The 14,547-nt window shown below is 61.6% G+C and carries 11 protein-coding genes and 1 pseudogene; 9 read left to right on the top strand and 3 right to left on the bottom strand.

The annotated features are described in order from the left end of the window. Nucleotides 1-60: 60 nt before the first annotated feature. The gene (gene eno, locus T370_RS0118395; protein ID WP_005025332.1) at nt 61-1,356 is read right to left on the bottom strand and encodes a phosphopyruvate hydratase; all 1,296 of its coding nucleotides are present in this window, start codon (nt 1,354-1,356) and stop codon (nt 61-63) included. 450 nt (nt 1,357-1,806) lie between these two features. Between eno and T370_RS0118390 the strand changes: the two genes are divergently transcribed. From T370_RS0118390 to T370_RS0118370, 4 genes are all read left to right on the top strand, one after another. Continuing rightward, nucleotides 1,807-2,883, top strand: coding sequence for a BMP family ABC transporter substrate-binding protein (locus T370_RS0118390; RefSeq protein ID WP_005025330.1), 1,077 nt, complete (start codon nt 1,807-1,809; stop codon nt 2,881-2,883). A gap of 49 nt (nt 2,884-2,932) precedes the next feature. Beyond that, the gene (locus T370_RS0118385) at nt 2,933-4,021 is read left to right on the top strand and encodes a BMP family ABC transporter substrate-binding protein (protein ID WP_248604286.1); all 1,089 of its coding nucleotides are present in this window, start codon (nt 2,933-2,935) and stop codon (nt 4,019-4,021) included. 358 nt (nt 4,022-4,379) lie between these two features. After that, entirely contained in the window at nt 4,380-5,777 is a 1,398-nt protein-coding gene (locus tag T370_RS0118375; protein ID WP_005025327.1) for a hypothetical protein, read from the top strand. A gap of 40 nt (nt 5,778-5,817) precedes the next feature. Next, nucleotides 5,818-7,104 carry a tetratricopeptide repeat protein gene (locus tag T370_RS0118370; protein WP_029436611.1) on the top strand — a complete coding sequence of 429 codons (1,287 nt, stop codon included), beginning with the start codon at nt 5,818-5,820 and terminating at the stop codon, nt 7,102-7,104. A 257-nt stretch (nt 7,105-7,361) separates the two neighbouring features. On the opposite strand, the gene T370_RS0118365 is transcribed toward T370_RS0118370, so the two are convergent. Further along, nucleotides 7,362-7,586 (bottom strand): hypothetical protein, encoded by a 225-nt coding sequence (locus T370_RS0118365; RefSeq protein ID WP_005025324.1) that lies wholly within the window; start codon nt 7,584-7,586, stop codon nt 7,362-7,364. Nucleotides 7,587-8,190: 604 nt separating this feature from the next. Here T370_RS0118365 and T370_RS0118355 point away from each other — a divergent pair. The 5 genes from T370_RS0118355 to T370_RS0118335 all read left to right on the top strand — a co-directional run bounded on the left by T370_RS0118355 (nt 8,191) and on the right by T370_RS0118335 (nt 13,526). Continuing rightward, nucleotides 8,191-9,309, top strand: coding sequence for a hypothetical protein (locus T370_RS0118355; protein ID WP_029436610.1), 1,119 nt, complete (start codon nt 8,191-8,193; stop codon nt 9,307-9,309). Nucleotides 9,310-9,342: 33 nt separating this feature from the next. Then, on the top strand, nt 9,343-11,082 hold the full coding sequence (locus T370_RS0118350) for an alkaline phosphatase (RefSeq protein WP_029436609.1): 1,740 nt from the start codon (nt 9,343-9,345) through the stop codon (nt 11,080-11,082). A gap of 74 nt (nt 11,083-11,156) precedes the next feature. After that, nucleotides 11,157-11,588 carry a hypothetical protein gene (locus tag T370_RS0118345; RefSeq protein ID WP_029436608.1) on the top strand — a complete coding sequence of 144 codons (432 nt, stop codon included), beginning with the start codon at nt 11,157-11,159 and terminating at the stop codon, nt 11,586-11,588. 25 nt (nt 11,589-11,613) lie between these two features. Then, complete coding sequence (locus T370_RS0118340; protein ID WP_029436607.1) at nt 11,614-12,288, top strand: ABC transporter ATP-binding protein; 675 nt, start codon at nt 11,614-11,616, stop codon at nt 12,286-12,288. After that, the gene (locus T370_RS0118335; RefSeq protein WP_029436606.1) at nt 12,285-13,526 is read left to right on the top strand and encodes an ABC transporter permease; all 1,242 of its coding nucleotides are present in this window, start codon (nt 12,285-12,287) and stop codon (nt 13,524-13,526) included. The genes T370_RS0118340 and T370_RS0118335 overlap by 4 nt, the downstream gene beginning before the upstream one ends. A gap of 750 nt (nt 13,527-14,276) precedes the next feature. Here the strand turns inward: T370_RS0118335 and T370_RS25770 are convergent. After that, nucleotides 14,277-14,547: pseudogene (locus tag T370_RS25770) on the bottom strand (hypothetical protein); the annotation flags it as partial.

The following is a 14,547-nucleotide window of genomic DNA, read 5'->3' as shown; positions in this document are numbered from 1 at the left end:
GGTTCGGGGAGGGGAAGGGGGGCCTTTTCCAAAAGGCCCCCCTTCCCCTCCCCGGTTGCTTTATTCTTCGCCGTCGAAAGCGAGGTTGGCGCCCATGACGGGGCCGTAGTACATGGCGGCGTCGTCAAGGTCTTCCTCGATGCGGAGAAGCTGGTTGTACTTGGCGAGACGGTCGCTGCGGCAGAGCGAACCGGTCTTGATCTGACCGGCGTTCACGCCCACGGCGAGGTCGGCGATGAAGCTGTCCTCGGTTTCGCCGGAACGGTGGGAAACGACCGTCGTGTAGGCCGATTCCTTGGCAAGCTGGATGGCGTCGAGGGTCTCGGTCAGGGTGCCGATCTGGTTCACCTTGATGAGGATCGAGTTGGCGATGCCCTCTTCGATGCCTTCGGCGAGGATATCGGGGTTGGTCACGAATAGGTCGTCGCCCACAAGCTGGATGTTGTCGCCAAGGGCATCGGTCAGTTCGCGCCAGCCGTCCCAGTCGTCTTCGGCAAGGCCGTCTTCAATGGAGATGAGCGGATACTTGGCGGTGAATTCCGCCAGCCATTCGATCATTTCCGGGCTGCTCAGAGCGCCCTTTTCGCCGATCATGTACTTGCCGTTCTTGTGGAACTCGGAAGCCGCCGCGTCGATGGCAAGCACCACTTCGGAACCGGGGTTGTAGCCGGATTCCTCAATGGCCTTCAGGATGTAGCTGAACGCCTCGTCGTGGTTCTTGAGGTTGGGAGCAAAGCCGCCCTCATCGCCCACGCTGGTGATGTGGCCATCGGCGGCGAGGATGGTTTTCAGAGTATGGAAGATTTCGGAGCCCATGCGCAGGCCGTCGGCAAACGTGTGCGCGCCGACGGGCATGATCATGAATTCCTGAATGTCCAAGTTGTTGGGGGCGTGAGCGCCGCCGTTGATGATGTTCATCATGGGAACGGGCAACACCTTGGCGTTGACGCCGCCGATGTACTGGTACAGCGGCAGGGCCAGGGATTCGGCGGCGGCGCGGGCCGTGGCGAGCGACACGCCGAGCATGGCGTTGGCGCCGAGGCGGGACTTGTTGTCCGTGCCGTCCAGATCCAGCATGGTGTTGTCCACCTGCACCTGGCGCAGCGCGTCGAGGCCCACGATCGCTTCCGCGATCTCGGTGTTCACGTTTTCAACGGCCTTGCTGACGCCCTTGCCTTTATAACGAGCCTTGTCTCCGTCGCGCAGTTCCAGCGCTTCGCGGGTCCCCGTGGAAGCCCCGGACGGGACGGCGGCACGGCCTACATGACCGGAATCAAGGGAAACTTCTACCTCTATCGTAGGATTGCCGCGCGAATCAAGAATTTCGCGGGCCCAAACTGAAGCGATCGTGCTCATGGTCCAGCTCTCCGTTCTGCCCCTGAACAGTGTGTGACCTTGGGGACAGGGGCAAGCCTCCCGGTCACGGAACATCTTTTTTCACATACCATCAAACGCGGGGCACTGCAATGAGCCGCCGTTCCGGATCCCGCATCGCCTTGCCATCGCAACACATTTGCCACAAAGCCCTCTGGAGGGCAGGCATGGCGAACACGCTCCGCCCCCTCACATGGCCATCACGCACAAACGGATGAAGGCACCGGAAGGGAAACTCTCCCAAGCGGGACAAGGCGGATTCAATGGCTTTTCAGAGTTCATGAAAGCTTCCTCCATATGTGGAAAACGTATTTCCCTTTCGGAACGCCTCGTCTTGAAACGTCTTTCCAAATCGTTTACCGTCCATTCTTTGGAGAAAACCCGGGAAGCCCTCCCGGGAACCGTGTTTTCCCATATCCCAGGAGATATCCCATGCGTACACTCGTGCTCTTGATGGCCGCCCTGTTTCTTGCGGCCGGGCTGGCCTCCGCGCCGGCCCAGGCCATAGGCGTCCAAAAAGAAATGAAGGTCGGCTTTATCTATATTTCCCCGATCGGCGAGGGAGGGTGGTCATACGCGCATGATCAGGCCCGCAAGTTCCTGAGCTCCCTGCCCGGCGTGACGACCTCGTATGTGGAAAGCGTACCCGAAGGGCAGGACGCCGAGCGCATCATCCAGAACATGGCCCGTAAGCATTACGATATCATTTTTGCGACCAGTTTCGGCTACATGGATTCCATGCTCAACGTCGCCGAACAGTTCCCGAATTCCACGTTCATGCACTGCTCCGGCTATAAGACCGCCCCCAACATGAGCAACTATTTCGGCCGGATCTATCAGGCCCGTTACCTTACCGGCCTTGTGGCCGGTTCCATGACCCAAAGCAACGTCATCGGCTACGTGGCGGCCTTCCCCCTCCCCGAAGTCATCCGCGGCATCAATGCGTTTACCCTCGGCGTGCGCGCCGTGAACCCCAAGGCCGAAGTCCGCGTGGTCTGGACCAAGTCATGGTATGATCCCGCCATGGAAAAGAGCGTAGCCAAGAACCTCATCAAAGAGGGCGCGGACGTCATCGCGCAGCATCAGGACTCCAGCGGGCCGCAAGAAGCCGCACAGGAACAGGGGACCTACTCCATCGGTTACAATACCGACATGAGCCGGGTCGCGCCCAGGGCTCACATGACCTCCGCCATATGGTCGTGGAACCCCGTCTACGAAAACGTCGTGGAGCAGGTCCGCGCCGGGACGTGGAAAAACGGCTCCTTCTGGTATGGCATGGAAACCGGCGTGGTGGATATCGCCCCCTACGGCCCCATGGTCCCGCAAAACGTGCGCGACTTGACCGAGGCGGCCAAGGCCGACATCAAAAGCGGCAAACTCGTTGTCTTCACGGGCCCCATCAAAGATCAGAAAGGCGTTGAGCGCATCCCCACGGGCATGGTTCCTTCCGACAAGGAACTGCTCGGCATGGATTGGTTCGTTGAAGGCGTCATCGGCACGATCGACTAGAGAACGCGTCTTGAAAAGGAGGAGCCCCGGAATGGCAGGATTCCCGTTTATGAGACAGGCGGAGACATTCCTAAGCTCCTTGCCGTTTATCCTGCTGCTGGCCGTTTTCATCCTGCCGTGCCCCATGAGTGCGGCGGCGAAGCCACGGCCCGCCATTGCCTTCGTCCATCTGCTCCTGCCACCGGGCGGGGAGCCCCATGCCTCCCCGACGGGCTGGATCGGCAGCCTTGACCGGGCGCGCGATACGTTGGAATCCCTGCGTATCCCCACCATCGTATCTTCCGCCTCGCCCGGGAACGCCGAAGATCTGAACGAGCTTTCCGAGATGGATCCGGAAGTGCTGATCACCACAAGCCCCCTGCTCTACGCCGCGGCCTGCGACGTGGCGAAACGGAGCCCGAATACCGTGTTCTTCGCCTGTACGGATGAGACCGTGCATGACAACATGAGCGGGTTTCAGGCCCGCACCTACGAAGCGCATTACCTTGCCGGGCTGATCGCGGGCGCGCTTTCGGAGGATGGGGTCATCGGCTATCTGGCGAACGATCCCTACCAATCGAAAGCCTCCCGCCTTCGCAACGCCAATGCATTCACACTGGGCGCGCAAAAGTCCAAGGCGGCAATCCGGGTGCTGTACGCGCCCGGCAACGACCCCGATGAAGAACTCAAAACGCTGATTGCAGCCGGGGCCGATATCGTCGATTTGGAACGGGCACTCCCGTCCCTTGTGGAGCGCCTGCGCGAACATTCGGTGCGCTATGTGGGGACGGCGGGCCGTACCGTCGATCCTCTATGCCTCGCCGCGCCGGAATGGGAATGGAGCAATGCCTTCGGAGATCTGCTCACGCAGGTACGTTTCGGCATCTGGAGGCCGCGCAACGTCTCTTACGGCATCAAAGAAGGCGTCGTGGGGCTTTCCCCCTTCGGCCCGGCCGTACCCGAAACCGTGCGGGTTCGTGTCCGCGAGGCGAAGGAGGCCATCCGTAACGGGGCTTCCCCATTCGAGGGGCCTGTCCGCGATGTTTCCGGGTCCCTGCGCATTGCGGAAGGGAGCGTCCCGGATGACGCAACCCTGCGCGGCATGGACTGGAGAGTCCAAGGGCTGGAGCCTCTTCCGCTCACACCGGACGGCCTATAAAGGCAAGGGCTTTAAGGATGCCAGGAGCAGGGGGAAGGCCTTTTATGAAGGGCATCATCCCTTTTCCAACGCATCCGCCTCTTTTACATCCTCTACCGGAAAACGAGCCTGAAAAAAGCCGCACCCTATTGAAACGCGCATCACGCATCTTCCTTTCCGTTTCACGCCAGTAGGGAAACAGCACCAGCCCTGCGGCATATCAGCCGACTCCCCATCAACCGGGAGCCTAGCGGATTGGGGGGAGAAAAAGGGGGCACGGCGCACCTCTCCCCTTTTCTCTTTCCAGCGGCCTGTTGCTGCCATTGAGCCATGCCATACCCAAATTGACGACGCTATGCGGCTCCTGTATGGCTACACCATGAGTGACGAACTGGAACATTCCGCAACACTCCGGGCTCGTGCGGCCTGCCTCAGGGAACACAGGCTTCACTTCATCCTGTGCTTTGGGGCGTTCCTTGCCGGAGCAACCGGAAGCCTGTTGACGGCGTCGTTTCTCAAAGCGAACGTTGCCGCCCCAAACGGCACACTGCTCGCCGAGGGGCTTGCCATGCTCGGTGTCATCGGTCTGGGCGGCCTGCTCTCCGCTCTCTTCCGCTGCCTCTCTTCCCGGCACAGCCGCCTCGGCAAATCCGTCCTCTCCCAATACCCTGCGGAATCCGTGGATCCGAAGGCCGTTTTTCAGGAAATCGATGCCGATATCCTCCAGCACGGCAAACGGTTCGGCGGGCTGTCCATCGGAAAGGAATGGGCCATTTTTCAAGAGGCCATGCTCATTTCCCGCATCCGGGGCATCTTCTCCGACATCCTCGAACCGGAACGCGAACACGGCGAAACGGCATACCTCCTTTGTCTGGTGGACGCTGACGGCTCCATACTGGAAGCGTCCCTTCCTTCCCGGAGCGTACTGGACAAAGCCCGCGCCTGCCTGCTCGAAAGCGTGCCCGACGCCGTTTCCGGCGGCTTTGAAGCCATGACCGACTTCATGAACATGGACGACGAGGGCAGGCGGGAAATCAACCGCCGGGTGAACGCACGCCGACAGGCCGGAAAGCCCGTTTCCTTTTCCTATGCCGGGCCCGACGGCGTTCCGACGTCGCTGGCTACGGAACAGACCGTGGAAGAAGGCATCGCCCGCATCAAGCCCGGCGACATGCTGGTTCTGACGCCCCTTTCGCCGCTGTTCCTGCCTTCCGGGGAGGAATGCCTGTATATCGCCTGCGAGCAGGACGCGGGGCAGACGGAAACGCTGCGGCTTTCCGCCTACATACGTCGCGGTGACGACTACCTGCGCGTGTTCAGGGAGATGCCCGGACGCGAAGCCGGCCTCCTGTTCCGGGACTGCTTCATGCGCCGCGCCGTCCCGGACATCGCCGATTGGCATGTGCAATCATGGGAAAACGATTGGCCCGAAGAGCGCCCGATCCTGTTCGTGGACGACAAGCGTTTCGAAAACACATCCTTTGAGGACGTGGAAGCCGCGCTCGACGGCGTGGACGGCGGCGATTACGGCTCGTTCTTCCTGATGTTCCCGGGCGGCTATGATGGCTACCTCTCCCTCAACGGCAGGCAAGGGGACAACTATGTGGTGGAAGCCGCCCTGCCTGACGAGGACAGGTACTTCAGGATCGCCACACCGCGCCGGGCTCAGGTTCTCTTCTGGTTTTCAGGCTATTACGAAAAATCAAGGCTTCCCTATATGGAAGAATGGAAAGACGTCACCAAAGAAGTGAAAAAACGGCGCGGGGAAGCCGACTGAGGGGAAGCCCCGGCTGAACGGCCCCTGTGGAGACAGGATCATGGAAAAGGTGTTTTCGGACAAGACCGAAGAGGGCATCCGGCTTATATGGATGCAGTTCGATCCTGAAAAAACGGCCGAGGGCGTGCGGCTCCTGCGCGAGGCTGCCGATGCGGGAGACCAGGACGCCTTGTGTTTCCTCGCCCGCACGTACATGGGCGAGCGGTACGTTTGGGAATATGCCGCGTTGGAAATCAACGGCGAAAAGGCCGCGTCCCTCCTGAAAGAGGGAATCCGCCGGGGCAGCGCCTGCGCCGTGCTCCTCGCCATGCGTTGCGGGGAGCTGACGCCGTCGGCGCGCAAGGCCATGCCCTTCGCCTCCCTGAAAGAAGCGCGGGACGACGTACTGGGCAAGGCCGAGGCGGGGCATCCGTTCTGCCAATACATGATCGGCAACACGTATTACTTCGGGGACTGTTTCGAAATCGACGGCATCGATCCCCAAACGGCCTTCCATGACCCGGACGGACTGCGCGCGGATACGGCCCGGCGGGCCCTTCCTTGGCTTGAAAAGGCTCTCAACGGCGGCCTCTCCGATGCGGCCAAAAACCTCTACAACCTGTTTTCCGGTTCGGAAGGCTTCCCCAGGGACCGGGGCAGGCAATGGGAAATAGCCCTTCGGGGCGCGTCGGCAGGCAATCCGTACTGGGAGGAACGGTGCGGGAAAATGTGCCGCGAAGAAAACGGCAGGGAAGCCGAAGCCATGCGCTGGTTCCGGCAGGCCGCGCATCACGGGCAGGCCAGCAGCTGGTTTCACATAGGCTCCCACTATGAGCGCGGCCTCGGCGTAGACAAAGATCCGGCCAAGGCCGCCGAAGCCTACCGGAACGGCGCGGAAAAAGGGTCCTCCGACGCACAGCAGGCGCTGGGCATCATGGCCGCTTTCGGGCGGGGCGTGCCGCAGGACCCCGCCCAAGCCGCCTATTGGCTGCGTCTGGCCGCTGACGACGAAAAGCCTCTTGCCTACGGCGTATTAGGGCACTGCTACCTGCGCGGCCTCGGTGTCCAGCAGGACGATGGGGAAGCCTTTGCCCTGTTGGACCGCTTTGCCGAGGCATACGACAGGGAAAAGCCCGATGACGGAGAAACAAGCACGTACCCTGACGAGCTTGTGGGCATCGTCTACAACGGCCTTGGGGAACTGTACGCCGATGGGCGCGGGGGCCCCGTGGACATCAAGGAAGGCATACGATGCTTTCAGGCCGCCGCCGAGCTGGGCAACGGCGACGCCCGACGCAATCTCGGCCGATTCAAAAGGAACTGGTTCGGCAAGTGGGTGAGGAAATAGCCGCAAGCGAAGACCTCCGCCTCCCCCAGCAAGATCATGCGCATGTCCGGCGGACGGTTTCATCGGCACCCCGGTGTCCGCGTCGTTTTTCCCTTTCCCCTTCGCTTTCCGGGCCACCGTGCCCGCCCGCCTTCTTTCCCATCCTCTTTTCATGGCCCCCAGTACCCGAGGCGGTTCCCCCGTCAGCCCTCCTTCTCGGCAATACCGCTACATATCAATAGGATACTGGCGCACGTTGCTCCGGAGCGCGGCCCTGCTCAAAAAGCCCTCTCGAGAAGCTCCCAAGGGTGCCACCCCACTTTGCCGTCCCAACCGAAATACGGCCTTCGTGTGGCAACAAGCCGCTGCTCCGCAAGCAATTGAATGGCCACCGGCGGCGTGGCGAGCTTCGAGGCCTTACGCTTCGCGCCGTCGAGCGTCCCTTCGTACTCAAAATGCCTCCCATCGCCCAAACGGATGATAAACAGGTGTTCTGACTTCATATATAGGGCTCCTGTTAGTCTAATAAAGAAGCCATGCTATGATAGAATATACGGTCTTTCAAGGACGATGAGATGTTTTATGATTCAAGGTGGTTTCATGCTCATGATACGAAGCGGCCTTCCCTCCGGCCCGCTTTCGGGCCATCTCTCTGCCCCCTCCTCGCCAGCCGCCTTGGACACCCCGATCTTCCTTGCGCCGCGCCCCATTCACCGCCTTCTCGTGCATCTCCACTTTGAAATCGTCACATCCCGAAGGCAGTGTGCGGGAAAAAATTGCAGGCACAGGATCCGATACGTACGGAAGCCTTTGGAGAAGGACGGATAGCGGAATGGAAAAAGGAAGAGGCCGCTCTGACGGGCTTGGAGAAGGGGAAACTTTTTTCGAGAACTCCCCATCCCCAATGCCTCCAGACGCTTTCAGCGCTCATCCGTTTTGTATCCTGTACGGCGACGCCCGGACGCCCTTCCTCCTTCACGGATACCCACGCATACGGATTGTTCGTACAATCAATACAAACGTCACAATAAGGCCACTGTTCCGCCACGAACGGCGTCTAGGTTCTCCCTTGCCTCATCCTGAAACGGATCAACAAGGAGAACCTCCATGAATGCCGATCACAGTCGCCGCACCTTCCTGCTGGGCGGGCTGGCTACCGGAGCCGTGCTGCTCGCCGGGAAAACCTTCCTGCACCCTTCCGCAGCCCACGCCGCCACGGAAGCCGTCACCCTTGACGCATGCGTCAACATGACGCCCGGGGAAATGGCGGACAGATCCCAGTACGTCATGGCCGCGTGGAAATACCTTCAGGACGCCGCCGCGGAAATCGGCAACCCCGGCTTGCGCGCCGCCGTACTGGACATCATGAAGAACCCGGCCCCGCTGCTGGCCGAAGGTGACGCCAAGGCCATCATGGCGGAACTGAAGGGGCAAGGGCTGCTCGCTCAGGACGCCAAGGCCGTTTTCCCGACCTGCGCCAGCACGAAGAAAAGCCCTCAGCCTTTTTACACCGCGCCCGGCAGCGGCTGGAACAGCCATCATATTTATCCCGGCGGGCTGGTAACGCACACGGCCCTCAACGTTGCCTCCTGCAAGGCCCTGTACGACAACTATGCCGATATGTTCGGCCTGAAGCTCGACCGCGACGTGGTGCTCGCCTCTCAGCTTCTCCACGACCTCCACAAGCCGTGGGTCTTCCAATGGCAGGCGGATGGAACCTGCCGCAAAGAAGAGCCCCTTGCCGCCACCGGCGAACACCACGTCCTCAGCATCGCCGAAAGCTTGCGGCGCGGCCTGTCCCCCGAACTGTGCGTGGCGCAGGCCTGTGCCCACGATCACCCCGGCGCGGCCGCGTCCGAGCAACTGGTGGTGGGCTGGCTGAAGGCCGCCGCCGTCATCAACGGCAAGGATCCCTTCAAGGCCGGGCTTGTGGGAAAGGACGGCAAAACCCTGCCCATGCCCCGCCGTATGGAAGGCTTCGTCACCCACCTCGCCGACCATGACTGGGTGCTCAGCGTACCCGCCGCCCAGTGGACCGTGGACGCCCTCAAGCAGGTCGCCGTCCGCTCCTATGGCATCAAGGAAGCCGACCTGACCAAGAAGCCCTTCAACCAGTTCCGCAACTACGTGCTTTCGCAGAAGACCGCCATGCAGCTTTACGGCGCGTACAGCACCAAAGGGCTGGACGGATTGACCGCCGAAGTCGCTGAAATCGTACGCGCCTGATTTTCACTGTGCTTCTCAACAAAGGAATCTTTCATGAACACACGCATCATTCCCGCCCTGCTGGGCGCCCTGCTTTTCTCCGGCGTCGCGGAAGCCGCGCCGAGCATTTATCCGGTGGATACGGCCCGCTTCCTGGGCGGGAGCCGTTTCGACTTCAAGGTGGAATTTGACGGCGAACTCGCCGAAAAGGACGCCAAAGTCCTGATCAACGGGCAGGACGCCAAGGCCGTTCTGGGCGCGAAACCCGAATTCATCGCCAAGGAAAAGGGGGCCGACGCTTCCGCGCTGTTGCTGCGCGGCGCTTCGCTCAAGCCCGGACAGTACAAGGTGACGGTGGAGAGCCCCACCGGGAAAGCCTCCGCAAACTGGGACGTATACGGCACGCCCGACAAGCCCGTCGCCAAGAACGTCATCCTGCTCATCGCCGACGGCCTGAGCATGGGCCACCGCACAAGCGCCCGCCTCATGTCCAAAGGCGTGACCAACGGCATGTACAACGGCAAGCTGTCGATGGACACCCTGCCCTACACCGCCATGCTCGGCACATGCAGCGTGGATTCCATCGCCGCCGACTCCGCCAACACCGCCTCCGCCTACATGACCGGGCACAAGTCCAGCGTGAACGCCCTCGGCGTCTACGCGGACCGTACCCCCGACTCGCTGGACGATCCCAAGCAGGAAACCATCGCCGAACTGCTCCGCCGCACGACCGGCAAATCCATCGGCGTGGTTTCGGACGCCGAAATCGAGGACGCGACCCCGGCTTCCGTGGTCGGGCATACCCGCCGCCGCGCCGACAAGGCCGAAATCGTGGATATGTTCTACAGCGTGAAGCCCGACGTCATCATCGGCGGCGGTTCCGCCTACTTCCTGCCTCAGAACGTCCCCGGCTCCAAGCGCAAGGACGACAAGAACTACGTCGAAATGTTCCAGAAGGAAGGCTATGCCCTCGCCACGTCCAACACCGAGCTTTCCAAGGCCGTGAAGGGCAACCCCGACAAGCTGCTCGGCTTGTTCCATACCGGTAACATGGACGGCGTGCTGGACCGCAAGTTCCTCAAGAAAGGGACCGTGTCCAAGTTCCCGGATCAGCCCGATCTCACCGACTCCATGCGGGCCGCCCTTTCCGTGCTTTCCAAGAACCCCGAAGGCTTTTTCCTGATGCTTGAAGCGGGCCTTGTGGACAAATACAGCCATCCCCTCGACTGGGAACGCGCCGTCTACGACACCATCATGTTCGACAAGGTCGTCGCCATAGCGCAGGAATTCTGCGACAAGAACCCCGATACCCTGCTCATCGTCACCGGCGACCATACCCATTCCATCAGCGTCATCGGCACCGTGGACGACAACCTGCCCGGCGAGCTCATGCGCGACAAGGTGGGCATCTACGCCGAGGCCGGCTATCCCGCCTATAAGGACGAAAACGGCGACGGTTACCCCGACGACGTGAACGTGTCCAAGCGCCTCGCGGTGTTCATCGGCAACTACCCCGACCATTACGAAACCTACCGCCCGAAGATGGACGGCCCCTTCGTCCCGTCCGTCAAGGATGAGAAGGGGCATTACATCGCCAACGCCGCCTACAAGGATGTGCCCGGCGCGCAGCTCCGCATCGGCAACCTGCCCCGCACCGAATCCACCGGCGTCCACTCCATCGACGACCTTGTGGTCGGCGCGCGCGGCCCTCATGCCGACGCCTTCCGGGGCTTCATGAACAGCACGGAAGTCTTCCGGATCATGTCCGAAGCCCTCGCGCTCGGAAATAAGTAGGAAAAAGCCGAAGGGAGGGCGCTTCCTGCCGAAGCCCCTCCCTCTCCTTTTCCCTTCTTCCACAGGAACCATCCATGAAAAAACTGCTCCTCCTCTTTTTTGCCCTGCTCTGCCTGACGGGTACGGCGAAAGCGGCGACGCCGGAACTCTCGTTCGACGAACTGTACAGCGGGGGCGGCGTCCTCGGGCTCCAGTTTTCCGACAAGGTAAAAAACCTTGCCGGACAGCGCATCACGATCAGAGGCTTCATGGCCCCGCCGCTCAAGGCCGAGGCAGCCTTCTTCGTGCTCACACGCGAACCCGTGGCCCTGTGCCCGTTCTGCCAATCCGACGCGGACTGGCCCGACAACATCCTCGTCGTCTACCTTTCCTCCAGCCAGAGCTTCGTCCAGAACAATACCACCATTGAAGTGGAGGGCGTGCTGGAAATCGGATCGCACCGCGACGGAGACACCGGATTCATCAGCCAGCTCCGGCTGCGGGACGCCCGCTTCCGCACGCTGTAACAGCCGACCCAAGCAAGGATCTTGTATGAACGGGCTCGAACTTCAGGACATCCTCCTCACCTTTCCCGAAGGCGGGCGGAGGCGCACGGTCCTCGACATACCGTACCTTAAAGTGACCTCCGGCGAGCACATCGGCATCCGGGGCGCCTCGGGATCGGGCAAAAGCTCCCTCCTCAACGTCGTGAGCGGGCTTGTGCTTCCGGACAGGGGAACCGTACGCTGGGGCGCGACCGTACCCGGCGCGCTGTCCGAACACGAACGAGATCGCTGGCGCGGGCAACATATCGGTTTCGTCTTTCAGGACTTCCAGCTTTTCCCCGAGCTGGAAGCGCTGGAAAACGTGCTCCTGCCCGCAACCTTCACCGGATGGCGCATCCCGGAAGCCTTGATCCGGCGCGGGCGCGGCCTGCTCGAACAAATGCACGTCTGCCCCACCCGGAAAGTACGGGCGCTGTCGCGTGGGGAAAAGCAGCGGGTCGCCATTGCGCGGGCCGTGCTGCTCAAACCGGGCATCATTCTGGCGGACGAGCCCACGGCAAGCCTTGACGAAGCCAACGCCGGGCAGGTGAGCTTGCTGCTCTCCGGGTACGCCCGGACGCTGGGCAGCACGCTCCTTGTCGTGAGCCATGATGATGCCGTGCTGGCGGACATGGACAGGGTGCTCGATCTCAACCGGGGCATTGTGCGGGAGGCGGCATGAATCCGTTGATGCTGATCAAAGGCGAACTGCGCCGCTCCTTCGGGGGCATTCTGGCGCTGGCACTGGTCCTCGCGCTGTCCCTCAGCCTCGGCGTCGGGGTCAGCATGACCGAACGGGCGGTACGGCAGGGCACGGCGCGGGCGGGCGACGCCTTCGACCTTCTGGTGGGCGCGCAGGGCAGCAGCGTACAGCTCATGCTCGGGGCGGTCTATCTGCGCCCGCAGTCGCTGCCGCTGGTTCCTGGGGGCGCGGTTACGGAAATTCTGACGCAGGAAGGCGTCGTCTGGGCCGCGCCGCTGGCCTTCGGCGACCGTTGGAACGCGTCCCCGCTGGTGGGGACGACCACGGATATGGTCACGCTCGGCGGCAACCGGACGCTCGCGGAAGGCAGGGCGTTCGCAGCACAGGACGAAGCCGTACTCGGCGCGGGTGTCCCCCTGCGGCTCGGAGAGGCGTTTTCCCCCATGCACGGGCAGGTCTCCGCATCCCACAACGAACACGGACATGTCCGCTACAAGGCCGTAGGCCGCCTGCCGGAAACGGGCACGCCGTGGGACAACGCCATCCTCATTCCCATCGAATCGGTCTGGGCCGTCCACGATGCGCTTCCCGATGCGGGGCATGTCCTGCCCCTCGGGCATCTTTTTGAAGGGAAGGGTTCCCCGCTGCCCGGCGTTTCCGCCGTGGTCGTCAAGCCCGAAAGCATCGCCGCCGCCTACCGCCTGCGGGCCTTTTGGCAGACGGCGACCCTCCCAGATGCGGACGGCAGGCCGGTGAACATGCAGGGCGTCTTTACCGGCGAGGTGCTGACCGAGCTGTTCGCCACCCTCGGCGACATGCGCGACATCATGACCGGCATGGCCTATGCCGCGCAGTTCGTGGCCCTGTGCGGGGTCATGCTGGTCGGCGGGATGGCGGTATCCATGCGCAAACGGATGCTCGGCACGCTGCGTGTGCTCGGTGCGCCGCGCGCCTATCTGGTGCTCAGCGTCTGGTGCGTGGTCAGCGTCAGCATCGCCGTGGGCACGCTGGCGGGCCTGCTGTTCGGCTGTGGCCTTTCCGAAGGTGCGGCGCTGCTCATGTTCCGCCAGACCGGGATCATGCTCTCCCCGCAACTTACCCTCGCCGAAGGTTCCTTTGCCGCAGCTTCCTTCGCGCTCGGCTCCTTGTGCGCGCTGTTCCCCGCCTATATGGTCTACCGCAAGACGGGAGCCGTCGCATTGGGGGATAGCGAATAGCCCTTTCCCAAGAACCGACGCGGCATTTTACCGCTTCCGCGCAGGCAAAGCGAGCCGGTACCTCTATCCATTGGCTCCGGAATCCGCACGACTCCGAAAACTGGAACACGGACCAGACGCAAGGCTTCTATTCCGACTTCTACCAGTTCGAGGAAGACGCCCTCGACGAGGACAAGCTCGGCTCCAACGCCCATCCGCAGGATCAGGAAATAGCGACGGCACCATAGCCGCCCTCGTCGCCGAAGCCTATCCTCCGCACGAAAAAACTCTCAGTGGAGCGATAACGGCACAGCCCGCATCGAATGAGACGGAAAGCCTCCCCCGAAGACAGAGGAAGGCTTTCCTTTTGACATGGGGTGGAACGGGAGGCACGGAGTAAGCGGAGGCAAGATGTCCGGGGCTACGAAAAGGCTCTACCCCGTCTGCAGGCGCATTACTTCGCCAGAACAGGGGGAGATGGCTCTTTCCTGCCGATAGGAGAGGTCCAGGGAGTTCGCGGATATGGCGGAACTCCATCCTGGAGCCGCCCGCAAGATTCGCAGTAGGCTGGAGGGTGCCCGCCTGCTCACGATAGGGCTAGAAGGGATGGTTTTTACCCTTTAAAACTAACGCGGCGCGCGATTTGGCACAGTTTAGCGCGCGATTTGGCACACCCTTGACATGCGCTTCTATTGTATTGGCACACTGTATGCAGAGAGCCCGGAGAAAAATCTCCAGGCTCTCTGCTTTCCGTTTGTCAGAACTCCATGCCTATTCAAGATACCACTTCTGGGCTTCTTGCTCGGGAACAAGCCCGTACTCTCCACTCTCGGATTCAAAGAGCCAAATCCCTTTGTTCAACTTCTTTGCCCGACCGATATAAAGCCTTTCGGATGCCTTGGGAACCGATACGCTGACGGTGAACGGTTCGGCGGCGAGAGACTCCCATAGCTCGTCAAAACCACGGTAATGGGGAACTCTTCCGAGCCATACGCCACTCCAGAACTGCTCATACGTTAACTTCCCCATGTTATACGAAATG

This window comes from Bilophila wadsworthia ATCC 49260 (genome assembly GCF_000701705.1).
GTDB lineage: Bacteria > Desulfobacterota > Desulfovibrionia > Desulfovibrionales > Desulfovibrionaceae > Bilophila > Bilophila wadsworthia.
The sequence above is the reverse complement of the archived record's forward strand: the minus strand, read 5'-3'. Positions and strand labels throughout refer to the sequence as shown.

Coding starts and splice junctions, on each gene's coding strand:
- T370_RS0118375 (WP_005025327.1), top strand. CDS start 4,380: ATGAGTGACGAACTGGAACATTCCGCAACACTCCGGGCTCGTGCGGCC.
- T370_RS0118340 (WP_029436607.1), top strand. CDS start 11,614: ATGAACGGGCTCGAACTTCAGGACATCCTCCTCACCTTTCCCGAAGGC.
- T370_RS0118355 (WP_029436610.1), top strand. CDS start 8,191: ATGAATGCCGATCACAGTCGCCGCACCTTCCTGCTGGGCGGGCTGGCT.
- T370_RS0118365 (WP_005025324.1), bottom strand. CDS start 7,586: ATGAAGTCAGAACACCTGTTTATCATCCGTTTGGGCGATGGGAGGCAT.
- T370_RS0118385 (WP_248604286.1), top strand. CDS start 2,933: ATGAGACAGGCGGAGACATTCCTAAGCTCCTTGCCGTTTATCCTGCTG.
- T370_RS0118390 (WP_005025330.1), top strand. CDS start 1,807: ATGCGTACACTCGTGCTCTTGATGGCCGCCCTGTTTCTTGCGGCCGGG.
- T370_RS0118345 (WP_029436608.1), top strand. CDS start 11,157: ATGAAAAAACTGCTCCTCCTCTTTTTTGCCCTGCTCTGCCTGACGGGT.
- T370_RS0118370 (WP_029436611.1), top strand. CDS start 5,818: ATGGAAAAGGTGTTTTCGGACAAGACCGAAGAGGGCATCCGGCTTATA.
- T370_RS0118350 (WP_029436609.1), top strand. CDS start 9,343: ATGAACACACGCATCATTCCCGCCCTGCTGGGCGCCCTGCTTTTCTCC.
- eno (WP_005025332.1), bottom strand. CDS start 1,356: ATGAGCACGATCGCTTCAGTTTGGGCCCGCGAAATTCTTGATTCGCGC.
- T370_RS0118335 (WP_029436606.1), top strand. CDS start 12,285: ATGAATCCGTTGATGCTGATCAAAGGCGAACTGCGCCGCTCCTTCGGG.